Raw genomic sequence first — 14259 nt, 5'->3', positions numbered from 1 at the left:
CCCGCGCGGGAGTCCCCGACGAAAGTAAGGGGCGTGTTCGCTGACGAACGGCCGATGTGCCGCCACCGGAGCCCTTCCTACCGTCCACAGGGCAGGAAGCGAACCGGAAGGACGGGAAACAGCACATGATCACCCTGAGAGGGCTGACAAAGCGCTACGGCGACACCCTCGCCGTGGACGGACTGACGCTCGACATCGAGGCGGGCCGGGTGACCGGCTTCCTCGGCCCGAACGGGGCCGGCAAGTCGACCACCATGCGCATGATCCTCGGGCTGGACCACCCGACCGGGGGCACGGCGCTCATCGACGGCAGGCCGTACGCCGCGCTGCGTCATCCGGTACGCGAGGTGGGCGCGCTGCTGGACGCGAAGGCGCTGCACCCCGCGCGCTCCGCGCGGGGCCATCTGACGGCGCAGGCCCGCAGCAACGGCATCGCGGTGAGCCGGGTGGACGAGGTCCTGGAGCTGGTGGGGCTCATGTCGGTGGCCCGCAAGCGCGCCGGCGAGTTCTCGCTGGGCATGTACCAGCGGCTCGGCGTCGCGGGCGCGCTGCTCGGCGACCCGGGCGTCCTCGTCTTCGACGAGCCCGTCAACGGTCTCGATCCGGACGGGGTGCGCTGGGTACGCGAGTTGGTGCGCTCGCTGGCCGCCGAGGGCCGCACACTCTTCCTCTCCAGCCATCTCATGAGCGAGATGCAGCTGACGGCCGATCAACTCGTCGTCGTCGGAAGGGGAAAGCTGCTCGCGGACACGGCGATGCCGGAGTTCCTGGCCGGCAGCTCGCCGACCGCGGTGCGGGTGGGAGTCCCGAACGCCGAGGACCGCCGCGCGCTGGCGGGTCAGCTTGTCCGCAACGGCGCGGAGGTGGAGCCGGGCGGCGGCACGGAGCTGGTCGTGAGGGGCCGGACCGCCGGGGAGGTGGGCGATGCCGCCCACGCCCTGGGCGTGCGGCTGCATGAACTGCGCACGGTCTCGGCCTCGTTGGAGCAGGCGTACATGGAACTCACCGCGGAGAGCGTGGAGTACGGGGCGGGGGCGGCGGCATGAGGTCGGCGACGCGAGTGGCGGTCGCGCCGGAGGGCGGCGGGCTCCCCGGGGCGGTGGCCGCCGAGTGGACCAAGCTGTGGACCGTACGCGCCGCGTATCTCTGCCTGGTCGCCGGGGTGGCGCTGATGGGGGTGTTCACCTTCTACTACGGCTCCATCGCCCGGATCAACGGCCATCCCGTCCAGCCGGTCGGCAACGCGCCGGTGGCCGCCGCCGTGCTGGTGCAGTTCGCGGTGGGCGTCCTGGCGATGACCTCGGTGACGGCCGAGTACGCGACGACGAGTGTGCGCGCGACGCTGCTGTGGGTGCCGGTCAGACACCGCGTCCAGCTGGCCAAGGCGCTGGTCACCGGCGCGGTCGCGTTTCTGGCCGGGGTGCTGCTCGGGGTGCTGGGCACGGTGGTGGCGTGGGTGTCGTTCGAGGGCCGGGCGACGTTCGACGGCGCCACGGTCGGTGGTCAAGTGCTGCTGCTCGGCGTCTACTTGGGGCTGGTCGCGGTGCTGACGGTGGGGATGTCGTTCGCGCTGCGGGCGCCTGCCGGGGTACTGACGGTGCTCTTCCTGCTGCTGTACGGCGTGCCGACCCTGCTGGAGGGGCTGGGCGGTGAGGTGCTGCTGACGGTGAACGACCACCTGCCCCTGGCGGCGGGCACGCACTCCATGCTGGGCGACGAGGCGCCGTACCCGCGACCGGTGGGGCTCCTGATCGTGACGGGGTGGGCGGCCGTCGCGCATCTCGCGGGCCGGGAGGTACTGCGACGCCGCGACGCGTAGGGCGGTTGCGTGCGCCCCGGTCCGGGGTGTGTCTACCCCGGGATCACGTCCTTCGCGACCAGGCGGGGGCCCGCGTAGCAGAGACGGTAGAGGTCAACCTGGTCGAGGAGGCTGCCGCCCGAGCGGTAGAACTCGCAGACCGTCCCGGGCGGCCGGGGCCTGGCTTTCGCGGCGCCGGACGCGTAGGGGAACTGCCGCGCGGGCAGGACGTTCGCGAACTCGGCTCGGTTCTGGCCGAGTTGGAGATCGGCGAAGTCCGCGGGCCGCAGTACGCAGGTCGCCAGCTGGAACGCGGCGTAGGCGGCGGACACGAGGGTGATCAGCCCGAATCCGCCGGGCACCACGAACGCGGCGGCGAACCGCAGCCTGGTCCTGCGACGGGCCGCGGTGAGCTGCCGTACGGACTCCGATCCCGCGTCGGCCCCCGGCACCGCCCCCGCGTCGGCCCCCGGCTCCCGCCCCGGGCCCGTCGGCCGGTCCGGTCCCACCTGGTCCGGCATCGTCGCGACGACCTCGAACCCCTGCTCGTGCGGCGCCGCCCGCAGCGACCCCCCGACCACCTGCACCCGCTCGCGCAGCCCGGCCAGACCCCGCCCTCCCGACCCCGGCCGGGCCGACAACTCACCAGCCGCCGCAGCCGAGTTGGTCACCCGTACCTCCGTGCGCCCGCCGCTGTGCGTGATCCGCACCCGTACCGCCGCCCCCGGCGCGTGTTTGGCCGCGTTGGTCAGCGACTCCCGCACCACTCGGTACACCGCCCGCTCGACGAGCGGTGAGAGGCCGGGAGGCGCCGGGCTGCCCTCGCGGCGCAGATCGACGGCGACGCCCGAGTCCCGCGCCCGGTCCACCAGTTCCTCGACGGACTCGGCCGTCGGCCCGCCGTCCCGATCACCCTCGTCCCCGTCCTCGTCCTCGTCCTCGCGCAAAACCCCCACCGTGTCCCGCAGATGGCCGACCGCGTCCGCCACCGCCGCCCGCAGCTCCCCCAGGTCCTCCCGGTCCCGGCCGGACAGTGTGGGTGAGAGCTCCAGGGCGCCCGCGCGCAGCGCGATGAGGCTCAGTTCATGGCCGAGGAAGTCGTGCGTGTCGGCGGCGATCCGGGTCCGTTCCCGCAGCCGGGCCTGTTCGGCGACGAGGCGCTGCTGCCGCTCCAGGAGTTGTGCCCGCTGCCAGCCGCCGCGTACGAGCGCGAGCTGGGCCTGCCAGTAGCGGCCGAAGAGCCAGGGCACGACCAGTGCCAGGGGCAGGATCGTCAGCGTCCAGTACCACCACACCGCCTCCACGCCCAGCACGGCGCAGAGCGCCAGGTCGAGGGCCAGGCAGCCGCCGAACGTCAGCAGCGTGGAGCGGGTGGTCGTCGGTCCCGTACCCAGCAGACAGGCGAGGACCGCCAGCGCGAGGACGTACGCGTTGGCGGGGGTGGCGGGGTGGGCGAGGCCCAGCGCGCAGAGTGCGTTGACAGCGAACACGGCGGCCACGGGCCATCGGCGGCGGCCCGGTATCGCGACCGCGAGAACGAGCAGCGGGAGCACCAGCTCCAGCGCGACGGAAGAGTCGGGGTGGCCCACGAACCAGGCGAGGGTGAACGCGGCCAGCGCTCCCCACAGGGCGGTGTCGCGTACGGCTGGGCCCACGGCCGCCCAAGTGCCGAGGCGGCCCGTCGCCGCCCCTCGCCCGCCCGTCACGCCGTTCCCACCCCGTGGTCGCACCGTTCGAGGTTATCGAACGAGGGGCGCCGGCTCCTCGCGTCCGATTCGTTCAAGACCGGTCGGCCGGCCCCCGCCTACGTTGGACCCATGACTCCACGATTTGATCTGATCGGCATCGTCGTCTCCGACATGGCGGCCTCTCTCGCCTTCTACCGCAGGCTCGGCCTGGACATCCCCGCCGACGCGGACTCCGCTCCTCATGTGGAGGCCGCCCTGCCCGGCGGAACGCGTATCGCGTGGGACACCGAGGAGGTCGTACGGTCCTTCGACCCCGGCTGGACCGCGCCGTCGAACGGTGACCGGGTCGGCCTGAACTTCCTCTGCGACAGCCCCGCCGAGGTCGACGCCGTCTACGACGCGCTGGTGGGCGCCGGGTACCGCGGGCACCTCAAGCCGTGGGACGCGACCTGGGGGCAGCGTTACGCGGTCGTGCTCGACCCGGACGGCTGCGGCGTCTCGCTGTTCGCCAACGCCTCGTAGGCACCGAGCGTGAGGCCGGCCAGATCGCGCGTCTCCCTGGCGAGATGCGCCTGGTCGGCGCAGCCGGCGGCGACGGCGGCCTCCGCGTACGGCGCCCCGGCCCGTACGAGCGCGAGCGCGCGCTGGAGCCTCAGGACGCGGGCCAGGGTCTTGGGGCCGTAGCCGAAGGCGTCGAGGGAGCGGCGGTGCAGCCGGCGGGTGCCGAGGCCGACGGTGTCGGCGACGGAGGCGACCGTACGCCCCGCGTCGAGCCCGTCCACGACGGCCCGCAGCAGGGGGTCGGGCGGCCCGGCGAGCGCCATCCGCCGCAGCGCCACCGATTCGAGGGCGGCGGCCGGGTCGGCGGCGGTGGCGACGCGCTCGACGATCTCGCGTGACTCGGGGCCCGGCCACAGGTCGGCGAGATCCACCCTCAGGTCACGCAGTTCGTGCGCCGGTACGCCCAGGAGCGCGGGCGCGATGCCGGGCGCGAAGCGGACCCCCACACACTCGCCACCGCCGCCGACGGTGCCGCCCTGGAGATTCGGCTGGTAGGCGTGGGTGTCGGGGCCGGCCACACCCAGCCGGCCGCCGATCCAGAGCAGGTCCATGCAGCCGTCCGGCAGGACCGGATAGACGGGGCCGTCGGCCCGTACCGGCGCTGTCCGCGTCCATACGACGACGCCCTCGACCCGCGAGGCCCGTTCCCTGTACACACCTCCAGGCTACGGCTTCTGCTCCTTGTCCCGGCCCGAGTGGAAGCGGGACTTCAGGTCGTCGGGCGGCAGGAAGCGGGACCACCGCTCCGGGAACTCCGAGGGCATGTCCGGGTCGGGGCCGTACTCGCCCTCGTCCATCTCCCCCGAGAGGGCCTCCACCCGCGCCACCAGCTCCGCCGCCTGCGCGGCCCTGAGCCGGTCGTTGGCCGCGCGGGCCGCCGCCGTGGCGACGGACGGCCAGACCCGGTCGATGGCGGCGTTGACCGCCGCGCCGACCAGGACGGCGAAGGCCGAGATCCCGATCCACAGGAGCACCGCGATGGGGGCGGCCAGCGATCCGTAGATGGTGGGGCCCTCGACCGTACTGGTGAGGTAGATCCGCAGCAGGAAGCTGCCGAAGACCCACATGCCGAGGGCGACGAGGGCGCCCGGCACGTCCTCTATCCAGGGCGACCGCGCGGGCACGGACACGTGGTAGAGCGTGGTCAGGAAGGCGATGGAGAGCAGGATCACCACCGGCCAGTACAGGACGCTGGCGACCTCCGTGCCCCACGGGATGATGTCGACGACTCTGTCCGGCCCCACCACCGCGAGCGGCAGCACGACGGCGCCGATGAGCAGCGCCACGATGTACAGGAGGAAGGCGAGCAGCCGGGTGGCGACGATGCCGCGCCGGCCGTCGAGTCCGTACATCACCGTGATCGTGTCGATGAAGACGTTCACCGCCCGTGAGCCCGACCAGAGCGCGATCGCGAAACCGATGGAGATCAGGTCGGGGCGTCCGCCGTGCGTGACGTCCGCCAGGAGGGGTTTCGCGATCTGGTCGACTCCGCGGTCCGAGAGGACCGTGCCGACCGCGGTGAGGATGTTCTCCTCGATCGAGGCGACGGTGGTGGTGTTCGTCCAGTCGTCTATGTACCCGAGCAGGCCGAGAAGACCGAGCATCAACGGCGGCAGGGAGAGCAGCGTGAAGAAGGCCGCCTCCGCCGCGAGACCGAGGATTCTGTACTCGATGCACGAGTTGACCGTGTCTTTCAGCAGCAGCCAGGCCATCTTCCGCTTCGAGACGTTGCGGTAGAGGGCTCGGACCCGGCGGAGTCGGCGGAGTCGGCCCGATGGCCGCTCGGGTGTTTCGTTTGCTGCCTGCACCTCCTTACCGTAGCGGCATGACTGCCACCACCCACACAGTGACCAACCAGGTTCCGCCGCTGGTCGGATACGACGTCTTCGGCGGCGACCGGGCGCTCGCGGAAGGCCTGGAGCGGCACGCCACGCCCGAAGTCCTCGACGAGGCACGGTCGGAGCTGTCCGCGCTCGGTCTGCTGGCCGGTTCCGCGCGGGCGCAGGAGTGGGGGACGCGGGCCAACGAGAACCCGCCGAAGCTGCGTACGCACGACCGTTACGGCAACCGGATCGACGAGGTCGAGTTCCATCCGGCCTGGCACCAACTCCTCGACGCCGCCGTGTCGGCGGGGCTGACGGACGCCTGGGGCCGCCCCGACGGTCATCTGCGCCGGGCCGCCGGGTTCTACGTCTGGACGCAGGCGGAGGCCGGGAACGGCTGTCCGCTGTCCATGACGCACGCGGCGGTGCCCGCCCTGCGGACGGACCCGGAGTTGGCCGCCGAGTGGGAGCCCCGGCTCACCTCGCACCGGTACGAGCCCGGTCTGCGGCCCGCCGGACAGAAGGCGGGCGCGCTGTTCGGGATGGGCATGACCGAGAAGCAGGGCGGCAGCGACGTACGGGCCAACACGACCGCCGCGAGCCCGCTGGACGCGGCCGGCGAGTATCTGCTGACGGGGCACAAGTGGTTCTGCTCCGCGCCGATGTGCGACGGATTCCTGGTGCTGGCTCAGGCGCCGGCCGGGCTGACGTGTTTCCTCGTACCGCGGGTGCTGCCGGACGGGACGCGCAACGTGTTCCTGATCCAGCGGCTGAAGGACAAGCTGGGCAACCGGTCGAACGCGTCGAGCGAGGTCGAGTTCGACGGCACCTGGGCCCGCCGGGTCGGTGAGGAGGGGCGCGGGGTGCGCACCATCATCGAGATGGTGGCGGCGACGCGGGTGGACTGCGTACTCGGCTCGGCGGCGCTGATGCGCCAGTCGGTCGCGCAGGCGGTCCATCACGCCGCGCACCGCGGCGCGTTCGGCGGTGAGCTGATCGACAAGCCGCTGATGCGCAACGTACTGGCCGATCTGGCGCTGGAGTCGGAGGCGGCGACGACGCTGGGGCTGCGGCTGGCGGCGGCCCAGGATGCCGTGCAGAGCACGGGTTCGGAGGCGGAGCGGGCGTTTCTGCGGCTCGCGGTGCCGACGGCCAAGTACTGGGTGACGAAGCGTTGTACGCCGGTGGCCGCCGAAGCCCTCGAATGTCTGGGCGGCAACGGCTACGTGGAGGAGTCCGGGATGCCCCGGCTGCTGCGTGAGTCGCCGCTGAACTCGATCTGGGAGGGCTCGGGGAACGTCCAGGCACTCGACGTGCTGCGCGCGCTCCAGCGCGAGCCGGAGGCGCTGAACGCGTTCCTCCAGGAGGTCGGCAAGGCGCGCGGCGCGGACCACCGGCTGGACGGGGCGATCAAGGACCTGCTGACCGAACTGGCGGATCTGGACGGCATCGAGGCCCGTGCCCGGCGGCTGGTGGAGCGGATGGCGCTGGTGCTCCAGGGCTCGCTGCTGGTGCGGTGGGCGCCGTCGGCGGTCGCGGACGCGTTCTGCGCGTCACGGCTCGGCGGGGACTGGGGTACGGCCTTCGGTACGCTGCCGCACACTCTGGACCTGGAGTCGGTGGTGACGCGGGCGCGGGCCGTCTGACCGGCCGTCCGACCCGCCGTCCGGCCCGCCGTCCGACCGGTGACGGGCGGCCGTCGTTCGCCCGGGAACCGGCCGGACGCAAACGCGCGTCGGGGGGGGCCGAGGGTGGTGCTGCGCCGACACGGCACCACCCTCGGCGTGATGTCACCCTCACGTATGCGGTGGCTGTCTGCCAGAGTTGCAAGCCGTTGCGGAAAATCCGAAATCGTCGCGCCCGGCGCGGGCCGGAACGGCACGATGGTGGGAGGAGCGAACAGCACCGGACGGCCGGATCCCGGCTCGGGCAGAGGTGCGTGTCCGCCCGGACATCGCGGAATCGACAGACGCACCGTACGCGGCGGGGGGCTCCGATGAAGGACACACCGCTCGACCTGTCACGCCTCGCGACGATGGACGGCGGGCGGGCGACGCGGCTGCTCCAGCGGATCCGGGAGGCGTCGCTGGCGGGTGACCGGCCGCCGATGGCGCCCCGTCCCGTCATCGGGGCGTCGTGGCAGCGGATGCGGCGGCTGGGTGTGGACCCCGACCGGCAGACCGGGCGGGCGGTGCTCGGGGCGGAGGAACTCGAACACCGGCGTCGTACATCGGCACTCGCGGAGGTGATACGCGGCGTCACCGGCGGGCTGACCGACGTCGCCGACGCGACGGTCCAGATCCTGGTGGTCTCGGACGACCAGGGCCGGGTCCTGTGGCGCGAGGGGAACCCGAAGGTGAGCCGGCAGGCCGACGCCATCAGCCTCGCGGAGGGCGCGGCCTGGTCGGAGCAGGTCACCGGGACCAACGCCATCGGTACGGCGCTGGCCGCCAGGGCCCCGGTCCAGGTCCACTCCGCCGAGCACTTCGTACACACCCTGACCCACTGGACCTGCGCGGCCGCGCCGGTGCACGACCCGCGTGACGGGCGGCTGCTGGGTGCCATCGACGTGAGCGGCCCGGCGGCGGGTTTCCACCCGACGACGCTGGCGCTGGTCACCTCCGTCGCCAGGCTCGCCGAGAGCGAGCTGCGGGAGCGGCACCAGCGGGCCGTGGGGCGGCTGCGCTCGGTGGCGGCGCCGATCCTGTCCCGGGTGGGCGGGCGGGCCGTCGCCGTCGACACGCACGGCTGGACGGCCGCCGTCACGGGGATGGCGCCGGTGGACCGGCTGCCGCTGCCCAAGTCGCTCCGGCCGGGGCGGCTCTGGCTGCCGTCCCTCGGCATGTGCACCGTCGAGCCGCTGCCCGGCGGCTGGCTGCTGACGGTGGAGGAGGAGCCGCCGCCGGACGCGCCGAGCAAGGTGGTGCTGGATCTGAGCCGGCCCCGGCGCTGGTCCCTGACGGTCTCGGGGTCGGCGGGCAGCTGGGCGCAGGAGCTGACGCCGCGCCACGCGGAGCTGCTCTACGTCCTGGCGGTGCACCGGGACGGCCGGAGCGCGGCGGAGCTGGCGGCCGACGTCTTCGGGGACCCGACGCGCACGGTGACGGTGCGGGCCGAGATGTCGCGGGTGCGCCGTCATCTGGCGGGGGTGCTGGCCCACCGGCCGTACCGCTTCAGCGAGGAGGTCGAGGTGGAGGTCGTACGGCCGGAGCACCCGGCGGATCTGCTGCCGCACTCGACGGCGCCGGCGGTGGCGGGCGGCCGGCTGTCCCGGCGGGACCACGGACAGGGCCAGGGATAGGGCCGGAGGCCGGGGAAGGGCGGGCGGGCCGGGTGCGAACGCCGCTGTTCACCCGGCCGGGGAACACGGTTTGGCCGGTGCTGGGCCGCGTGGTTCCCTGGCGACCATGAGCATCACTGTGACCACGTGGTCCCTGGAGCAGACCTCCCCCGCCGATCTGCGGCCGGCCTCGGAGCCCGAGGGCGAGGTGCGGATCATCCGGTCGGAGATCCCCTCGGCGGAGTTCAGCCGGTTCCTCTACACGGCCGTCGGCGGTGACATCCGCTGGACCGACCGGCTCGCGTGGTCGTACGAGGAGTGGCACGAGGCCGTCTCCCGGCCCGGTGTCGAGACCTGGGTGGCGTACGAGAAGGGCACCCCGGCCGGGTACGCGGAGCTGGAGGCGCAGGAGGACGGCACGGTCGAGATCGCGTACTTCGGGCTCGTCCCCGCCTTCCGGGGCCGCCGGATCGGCGGGCATCTGCTGTCGTACGCGGTGGCCCGCGCCTGGGACATGGCGGAGCGCCGGCCGGGGCGGACCCCGACGAAGCGGGTCTGGCTGCACACCTGCTCCAAGGACGGGCGGTACGCGATGGACAACTATCTGCGGCGTGGCTTCACGCTCTTCGACACGAAGGTGGCCGAGGAGCCCGACGTGGTGGCGCCGGGCCCGTGGGCCGGGGCCCGCCCGACACCCGATCTCGCATAGCGGGACAGTCTCGTCCACATCATGGATCGTGGTGGACTGGCCTCAGATCCGCGTGCCAGGCTTCCCCCATGTCTACAGCTGGAATTGCCTTGGTGAGTCGGCGGCACGTCGATCTCGGCCGCATGTCCAGCGCCATCTGTCGGGCGAGCTGATCAGCACAGCCCCCGCCGCGCCCCACCCGCTCCCCCCTTCGCTCGAATCCCACTGCGCACCGCTGCGCCCGTAGCCACGTGTGCAGGTCAGAGCCGTCTCCGTAGTCCCGAAGGACGTATTGCGCCATGGCCGCCACCCCTGAGAAACCCGCCGCAGCCACGCCCCGCCGCAAGGTGAGCCGTCACCGTGGTGAGGGCCAGTGGGCCGTCGGGCACTTCACTCCCCTCAACGCCAACGAGCAGGCCAAGAAGGACGACGACGGTCTCAATGTGCGGACACGCATTGAGACGATCTACTCGAAAGCCGGATTCGACTCCATCGACCCGGCCGACCTGCGCGGACGCATGCGCTGGTGGGGGCTGTACACCCAGCGCAAGCCCGGGATCGACGGCGGCAAGACCGCGATCCTGGAGCCGGAGGAGCTGGACGACCGGTACTTCATGCTGCGGGTCCGGATCGACGGCGGCCGGCTGACCACCGAGCAGCTGCGCGTCATCGGCCAGATCTCGCACGAGTTCGGCCGGGACACCGCCGACATCACCGACCGGCAGAACATCCAGCTGCACTGGATCCGGATCGAGGACGTCCCGGAGATCTGGCGGCGTCTTGAGGACGTCGGTCTGTCGACCACCGAGGCCTGCGGCGACACACCGCGTGTGATCCTCGGCTCCCCGGTCGCCGGAGTGGCCGCGAACGAGATCATCGACGGCACCCCGGCCATCGACGAGATCAACGCCCGCTTCATCGGCACCAAGGAGTTCTCGAACCTCCCGCGCAAATTCAAGACGGCCATCTCTGGATCGCCGCTGCTCGATGTCGCGCACGAGATCAACGACATCGCCTTCGTCGGTGTCGAGCACCCCGAGCACGGCCCCGGCTTCGACCTGTGGGTCGGCGGCGGGCTGTCCACCAACCCCAAGATCGGCCAGCGGCTCGGCGTCTGGGTCCCGCTGGAGGAGGTCGCCGACGTATGGGCCGGCGTCATCGGGATCTTCCGGGACTACGGCTACCGCCGGCTGCGTACCCGCGCCCGGCTGAAGTTCCTCCTCGCCGACTGGGGCGCCGAGAAGTTCCGCCGGATCCTCGAGGACGAGTATCTGAAGCGCGCGCTCGTCGACGGCCCCGCCCCCGAGCGGCCCGTGGAGGAGTGGCGCGACCACGTCGGTGTGCACCGCCAGAAGGACGGCCGCCTCTACGTCGGCTTCGCGCCGCGCGTCGGCCGGGTCGACGGCCCGACCCTGAAGAAGATCGCCGACCTCGCCGAGGAGCACGGCTCGGGCCGGGTACGGACCACCGTCGAGCAGAAGATGATCGTCCTGGACGTCGCCGAGGACCAGGTCGACTCGCTGGTCGCGGGCCTGGAATCGCTCGGCCTGCGGGTCAAGCCGTCGCCCTTCCGGCGCGGCACGATGGCCTGCACCGGCATCGAGTTCTGCAAGCTGGCGATCGTCGAGACCAAGGCGCGCGGCGCCTCCCTGATCGACGAACTCGAAGCCCGTATCCCCGACTTCGACCAGCCGATCACCATCAACGTCAACGGCTGCCCCAACGCCTGCGCCCGTATCCAGGTCGCGGACATCGGCCTCAAGGGCCAGCTGATGCTGGACAAGGACGGCAACCAGGTCGAGGGCTACCAGGTCCATCTCGGTGGCGCGCTCGGTCTGGACCCCTCGTTCGGCCGCAAGGTCCGCGGTCTGAAGGTCACCGCCGCCGAACTCCCGGACTATGTCGAGCGGGTGCTGACGCGCTTCCAGAAGGAGCGCGAGAGCGACGAGCGCTTCGCCACCTGGGCGGCGCGCGCCTCCGAGGAGGCGCTGTCGTGAGTGAGCGCGCCGCCCCGTTCTACTGCCCGTACTGCGGCGACGAGGACCTGCGCCCGAACGAACAGGGCCACGGTGCCTGGGAGTGCGGGGCCTGCAACCGGGCTTTCCAGCTGAAGTTCCTCGGGCTGCTGACCCGTGGGCTGACGACGGACGACGGAGGGGAACGGATATGAGCGCTCTTGTCGAGACCGACGACCGGAAGGCCGACGAACTCAAGGCTCTCGCCGAACGCGCGGGCCGCGAACTCGAAGACGCCTCCGCCCTGGAGATCCTGACCTGGGCCGCCACCACCTTCGGCGCCCGCTTCTGCGTCACCTCCTCCATGGAGGACGCGGTGGTCGCCCATCTCGCGTCGCGCGCGCTGCCCGGCGTCGACGTGGTCTTCCTCGACACCGGCTACCACTTCCCCGAAACGATCGGCACCCGCGACGCGGTCGCCGCCGTGATGGACGTCAACGTCATCACACTCACCCCGCGACGGACGGTGGCCGAACAGGACGCCGAGCACGGTCCGAAGCTGCACGACCGGGACCCCGACCTGTGCTGCGCGCTGCGCAAGGTCAAGCCGCTCGAAGAGGGCCTGACGGCGTACGACGCCTGGGCGACGGGACTGCGCCGCGACGAGTCGCCGACCCGCGCAGACACCCCCGTCGTCGGCTGGGACGCCAGGCGCGGCAAGGTCAAGGTCTCACCGATCGCGCGCTGGACGCGGGAGGACGTCGAGGCGTACGTCGCCGAGCACGGCGTCCTCACCAATCCGCTGCTCCAGGACGGTTACGCCTCCGTGGGCTGCGCGCCCTGCACCCGCCGGGTGCCGGCGGGCGAGGACGCCCGCGCCGGCCGCTGGGCGGGCAACTCCAAGACCGAATGCGGGCTGCACTGATGGGACGGGCAGGACAGGGCGCCACGATCTGGCTCACCGGGCTGCCCAGCGCGGGCAAGACCACCATCGCCGTCGAACTGGCGGACCGGCTGCGCTCCGAGGGCCACCGGGTGGAGGTCCTGGACGGCGACGAGATCCGCGAATTCCTCTCCGCGGGCCTCGGGTTCAGCCGCGCGGACCGGCACACCAACGTGCAGCGCATCGGGTTCGTCGCCGAACTGCTCGCGTCGAACGGCGTCAAGGCGCTGGTGCCGGTGATCGCGCCGTACACCGACAGCCGCGAGGCGGTGCGCAAACGCCACCAGGGCGAGGGGACCGCGTATCTGGAGGTGCATGTCGCGACTCCGGTCGAGGTGTGCTCCGTCCGGGACGTGAAGGGCCTGTACGCGAAGCAGGCGGCCGGTGAGATCAGCGGTCTCACCGGCGTCGACGACCCCTACGAGGCGCCCGAGGAGCCCGATCTGCGGATCGAGTCGCACACGCAGTCCGTGCAGGAGTCCGCGGCGGCGCTCCACGCGCTGCTCACCGAGAGGGGTCTGGCCTGATGGCGACCAGCGTCGCATCCGTCACCGACGGGACCGATGGCAGCGAGGGCGGCGACGGTGAAGGCACCGGCGGCAGCGAGGCGCCGTACGCCCTGAGTCATCTGGACGCCCTGGAGTCGGAGGGCGTGCACATCTTCCGTGAGGTGGCGGGCGAGTTCGAGCGGCCGGTGATCCTCTTCTCCGGCGGCAAGGACTCCATCGTCATGCTGCATCTGGCGCTGAAGGCGTTCGCGCCGGCGCCGGTGCCCTTCACGCTGCTGCACGTCGACACGGGTCACAACTTCCCCGAGGTGCTGGCCTACCGCGACCGTACGGTGGCCGAGCACGGGCTGCGACTGCAGGTGGCGTCGGTGCAGGAGTACATCGACGCGGGCACGCTGCGCGAGCGTCCCGACGGCACACGTAACCCGCTCCAGACCCTCCCGCTGACGGAGAAGATCCAGGCCGAGCGGTTCGACGCGGTCTTCGGCGGCGGCCGCCGCGACGAGGAGAAGGCGCGCGCCAAGGAGCGGGTGTTCTCGCTGCGCGACGAGTTCTCGCAGTGGGACCCGCGCCGGCAGCGCCCCGAACTGTGGCAGCTCTACAACGGCCGGCACGCGCCGGGCGAGCATGTCCGGGTCTTCCCGCTCTCCAACTGGACCGAGCTGGACGTGTGGCAGTACATCGCACGCGAGGGCATCGAGCTGCCCGAGATCTACTTCGCGCACGAGCGTGAGGTCTTCAACCGCCACGGCATGTGGCTGACCGCCGGCGACTGGGGCGGCCCCAAGGACGGCGAGCCCACCGAGACCCGTCTGGTGCGCTACCGCACCGTCGGCGACATGTCCTGCACGGGCGCCGTCGACTCCGAGGCCACCACGCTGGACGCGGTCATCACGGAGATCACCGCGTCCCGCCTCACCGAGCGGGGCGCTTCCCGCGCCGACGACAAGATGTCCGAGGCCGCCATGGAAGACCGCAAGCGCGAAGGGTACTTCTAAAGTGCCTCTCTTCCGG

At 72.1% G+C, this 14259-nt stretch carries 15 protein-coding genes; 12 read left to right on the top strand and 3 right to left on the bottom strand.

All coding sequences use genetic code 11. From position 1 onward, the window contains the following. Positions 1–125 precede the first annotated feature (125 nt). Positions 126–1046: an ATP-binding cassette domain-containing protein gene (locus IEY79_RS08010; RefSeq protein WP_189106631.1), complete on the top strand. Its 921-nt coding sequence runs from the start codon at positions 126–128 to the stop codon at positions 1044–1046. After that, positions 1043–1819, top strand: coding sequence for an ABC transporter permease (locus tag IEY79_RS08005; RefSeq protein ID WP_189106630.1), 777 nt, complete (start codon positions 1043–1045; stop codon positions 1817–1819). The genes IEY79_RS08010 and IEY79_RS08005 overlap by 4 nt, the downstream gene beginning before the upstream one ends. 32 nt (positions 1820–1851) lie before the next feature. On the opposite strand, the gene IEY79_RS08000 is transcribed toward IEY79_RS08005, so the two are convergent. Further along, positions 1852–3504 carry a sensor histidine kinase gene (locus IEY79_RS08000; RefSeq protein WP_229700737.1) on the bottom strand — a complete coding sequence of 551 codons (1653 nt, stop codon included), beginning with the start codon at positions 3502–3504 and terminating at the stop codon, positions 1852–1854. A 111-nt stretch (positions 3505–3615) separates the two neighbouring features. Between IEY79_RS08000 and IEY79_RS07995 the strand changes: the two genes are divergently transcribed. Next, positions 3616–4008, top strand: a complete 393-nt coding sequence (locus tag IEY79_RS07995) for a VOC family protein (RefSeq protein ID WP_189106629.1) — start codon at positions 3616–3618, stop codon at positions 4006–4008. Here IEY79_RS07995 and IEY79_RS07990 read toward each other — a convergent pair. Next, entirely contained in the window at positions 3948–4703 is a 756-nt protein-coding gene (locus IEY79_RS07990) for a helix-turn-helix domain-containing protein (RefSeq protein ID WP_189106628.1), read from the bottom strand. The genes IEY79_RS07995 and IEY79_RS07990 overlap by 61 nt on opposite strands. A gap of 9 nt (positions 4704–4712) precedes the next feature. Next, the gene (locus IEY79_RS07985; protein ID WP_189106627.1) at positions 4713–5855 is read right to left on the bottom strand and encodes a YihY/virulence factor BrkB family protein; all 1143 of its coding nucleotides are present in this window, start codon (positions 5853–5855) and stop codon (positions 4713–4715) included. 17 nt (positions 5856–5872) lie between these two features. Between IEY79_RS07985 and IEY79_RS07980 the strand changes: the two genes are divergently transcribed. The 9 genes from IEY79_RS07980 to cysD all read left to right on the top strand — a co-directional run bounded on the left by IEY79_RS07980 (position 5873) and on the right by cysD (position 14243). Further along, positions 5873–7516 carry an acyl-CoA dehydrogenase family protein gene (locus IEY79_RS07980; protein ID WP_189106626.1) on the top strand — a complete coding sequence of 548 codons (1644 nt, stop codon included), beginning with the start codon at positions 5873–5875 and terminating at the stop codon, positions 7514–7516. A 350-nt stretch (positions 7517–7866) separates the two neighbouring features. Continuing rightward, entirely contained in the window at positions 7867–9171 is a 1305-nt protein-coding gene (locus IEY79_RS07975) for a helix-turn-helix domain-containing protein (RefSeq protein ID WP_189106625.1), read from the top strand. A 106-nt stretch (positions 9172–9277) separates the two neighbouring features. Then, a complete protein-coding gene (locus tag IEY79_RS07970) occupies positions 9278–9859 on the top strand; it encodes a GNAT family N-acetyltransferase (RefSeq protein ID WP_189106624.1) in 582 nt (193 codons plus the stop codon). Positions 9860–9927: 68 nt separating this feature from the next. After that, positions 9928–10011 carry a putative leader peptide gene (locus IEY79_RS38340; RefSeq protein WP_356584885.1) on the top strand — a complete coding sequence of 28 codons (84 nt, stop codon included), beginning with the start codon at positions 9928–9930 and terminating at the stop codon, positions 10009–10011. A 126-nt stretch (positions 10012–10137) separates the two neighbouring features. Beyond that, the gene (locus tag IEY79_RS07965; RefSeq protein ID WP_189106623.1) at positions 10138–11835 is read left to right on the top strand and encodes a nitrite/sulfite reductase; all 1698 of its coding nucleotides are present in this window, start codon (positions 10138–10140) and stop codon (positions 11833–11835) included. After that, a complete protein-coding gene (locus IEY79_RS07960) occupies positions 11832–12008 on the top strand; it encodes a hypothetical protein (RefSeq protein ID WP_189106622.1) in 177 nt (58 codons plus the stop codon). Before IEY79_RS07965 ends, IEY79_RS07960 begins: the two co-directional genes overlap by 4 nt. After that, a complete protein-coding gene (locus IEY79_RS07955) occupies positions 12005–12718 on the top strand; it encodes a phosphoadenylyl-sulfate reductase (protein ID WP_189106621.1) in 714 nt (237 codons plus the stop codon). The genes IEY79_RS07960 and IEY79_RS07955 overlap by 4 nt, the downstream gene beginning before the upstream one ends. Next, positions 12718–13263 (top strand): adenylyl-sulfate kinase, encoded by a 546-nt coding sequence (cysC, locus tag IEY79_RS07950; protein ID WP_189106620.1) that lies wholly within the window; start codon positions 12718–12720, stop codon positions 13261–13263. The genes IEY79_RS07955 and cysC overlap by 1 nt, the downstream gene beginning before the upstream one ends. Further along, the gene (gene cysD / locus IEY79_RS07945) at positions 13263–14243 is read left to right on the top strand and encodes a sulfate adenylyltransferase subunit CysD (RefSeq protein WP_229700736.1); all 981 of its coding nucleotides are present in this window, start codon (positions 13263–13265) and stop codon (positions 14241–14243) included. The genes cysC and cysD overlap by 1 nt, the downstream gene beginning before the upstream one ends. Positions 14244–14259: the final 16 nt, after the last annotated feature.

The sequence above is a fragment of the Streptomyces camponoticapitis genome, from assembly GCF_014646115.1.
GTDB lineage: Bacteria > Actinomycetota > Actinomycetes > Streptomycetales > Streptomycetaceae > Streptomyces > Streptomyces camponoticapitis.
Note: the sequence above shows the minus strand (reverse complement) of the source record. Positions and strands in the feature narration are given on the sequence as shown.

Excerpts from the sequence above, each read along its gene's own strand:
- cysD (WP_229700736.1), top strand. The coding sequence starts at position 13,263 with ATGGCGACCAGCGTCGCATCCGTCACCGACGGGACCGATGGCAGCGAG.
- IEY79_RS08005 (WP_189106630.1), top strand. The coding sequence starts at position 1,043 with ATGAGGTCGGCGACGCGAGTGGCGGTCGCGCCGGAGGGCGGCGGGCTC.
- IEY79_RS08010 (WP_189106631.1), top strand. The coding sequence starts at position 126 with ATGATCACCCTGAGAGGGCTGACAAAGCGCTACGGCGACACCCTCGCC.
- IEY79_RS07995 (WP_189106629.1), top strand. The coding sequence starts at position 3,616 with ATGACTCCACGATTTGATCTGATCGGCATCGTCGTCTCCGACATGGCG.
- IEY79_RS07965 (WP_189106623.1), top strand. The coding sequence starts at position 10,138 with ATGGCCGCCACCCCTGAGAAACCCGCCGCAGCCACGCCCCGCCGCAAG.
- IEY79_RS07955 (WP_189106621.1), top strand. The coding sequence starts at position 12,005 with ATGAGCGCTCTTGTCGAGACCGACGACCGGAAGGCCGACGAACTCAAG.
- IEY79_RS38340 (WP_356584885.1), top strand. The coding sequence starts at position 9,928 with ATGTCTACAGCTGGAATTGCCTTGGTGAGTCGGCGGCACGTCGATCTC.
- IEY79_RS07970 (WP_189106624.1), top strand. The coding sequence starts at position 9,278 with ATGAGCATCACTGTGACCACGTGGTCCCTGGAGCAGACCTCCCCCGCC.
- IEY79_RS07980 (WP_189106626.1), top strand. The coding sequence starts at position 5,873 with ATGACTGCCACCACCCACACAGTGACCAACCAGGTTCCGCCGCTGGTC.
- cysC (WP_189106620.1), top strand. The coding sequence starts at position 12,718 with ATGGGACGGGCAGGACAGGGCGCCACGATCTGGCTCACCGGGCTGCCC.
- IEY79_RS07975 (WP_189106625.1), top strand. The coding sequence starts at position 7,867 with ATGAAGGACACACCGCTCGACCTGTCACGCCTCGCGACGATGGACGGC.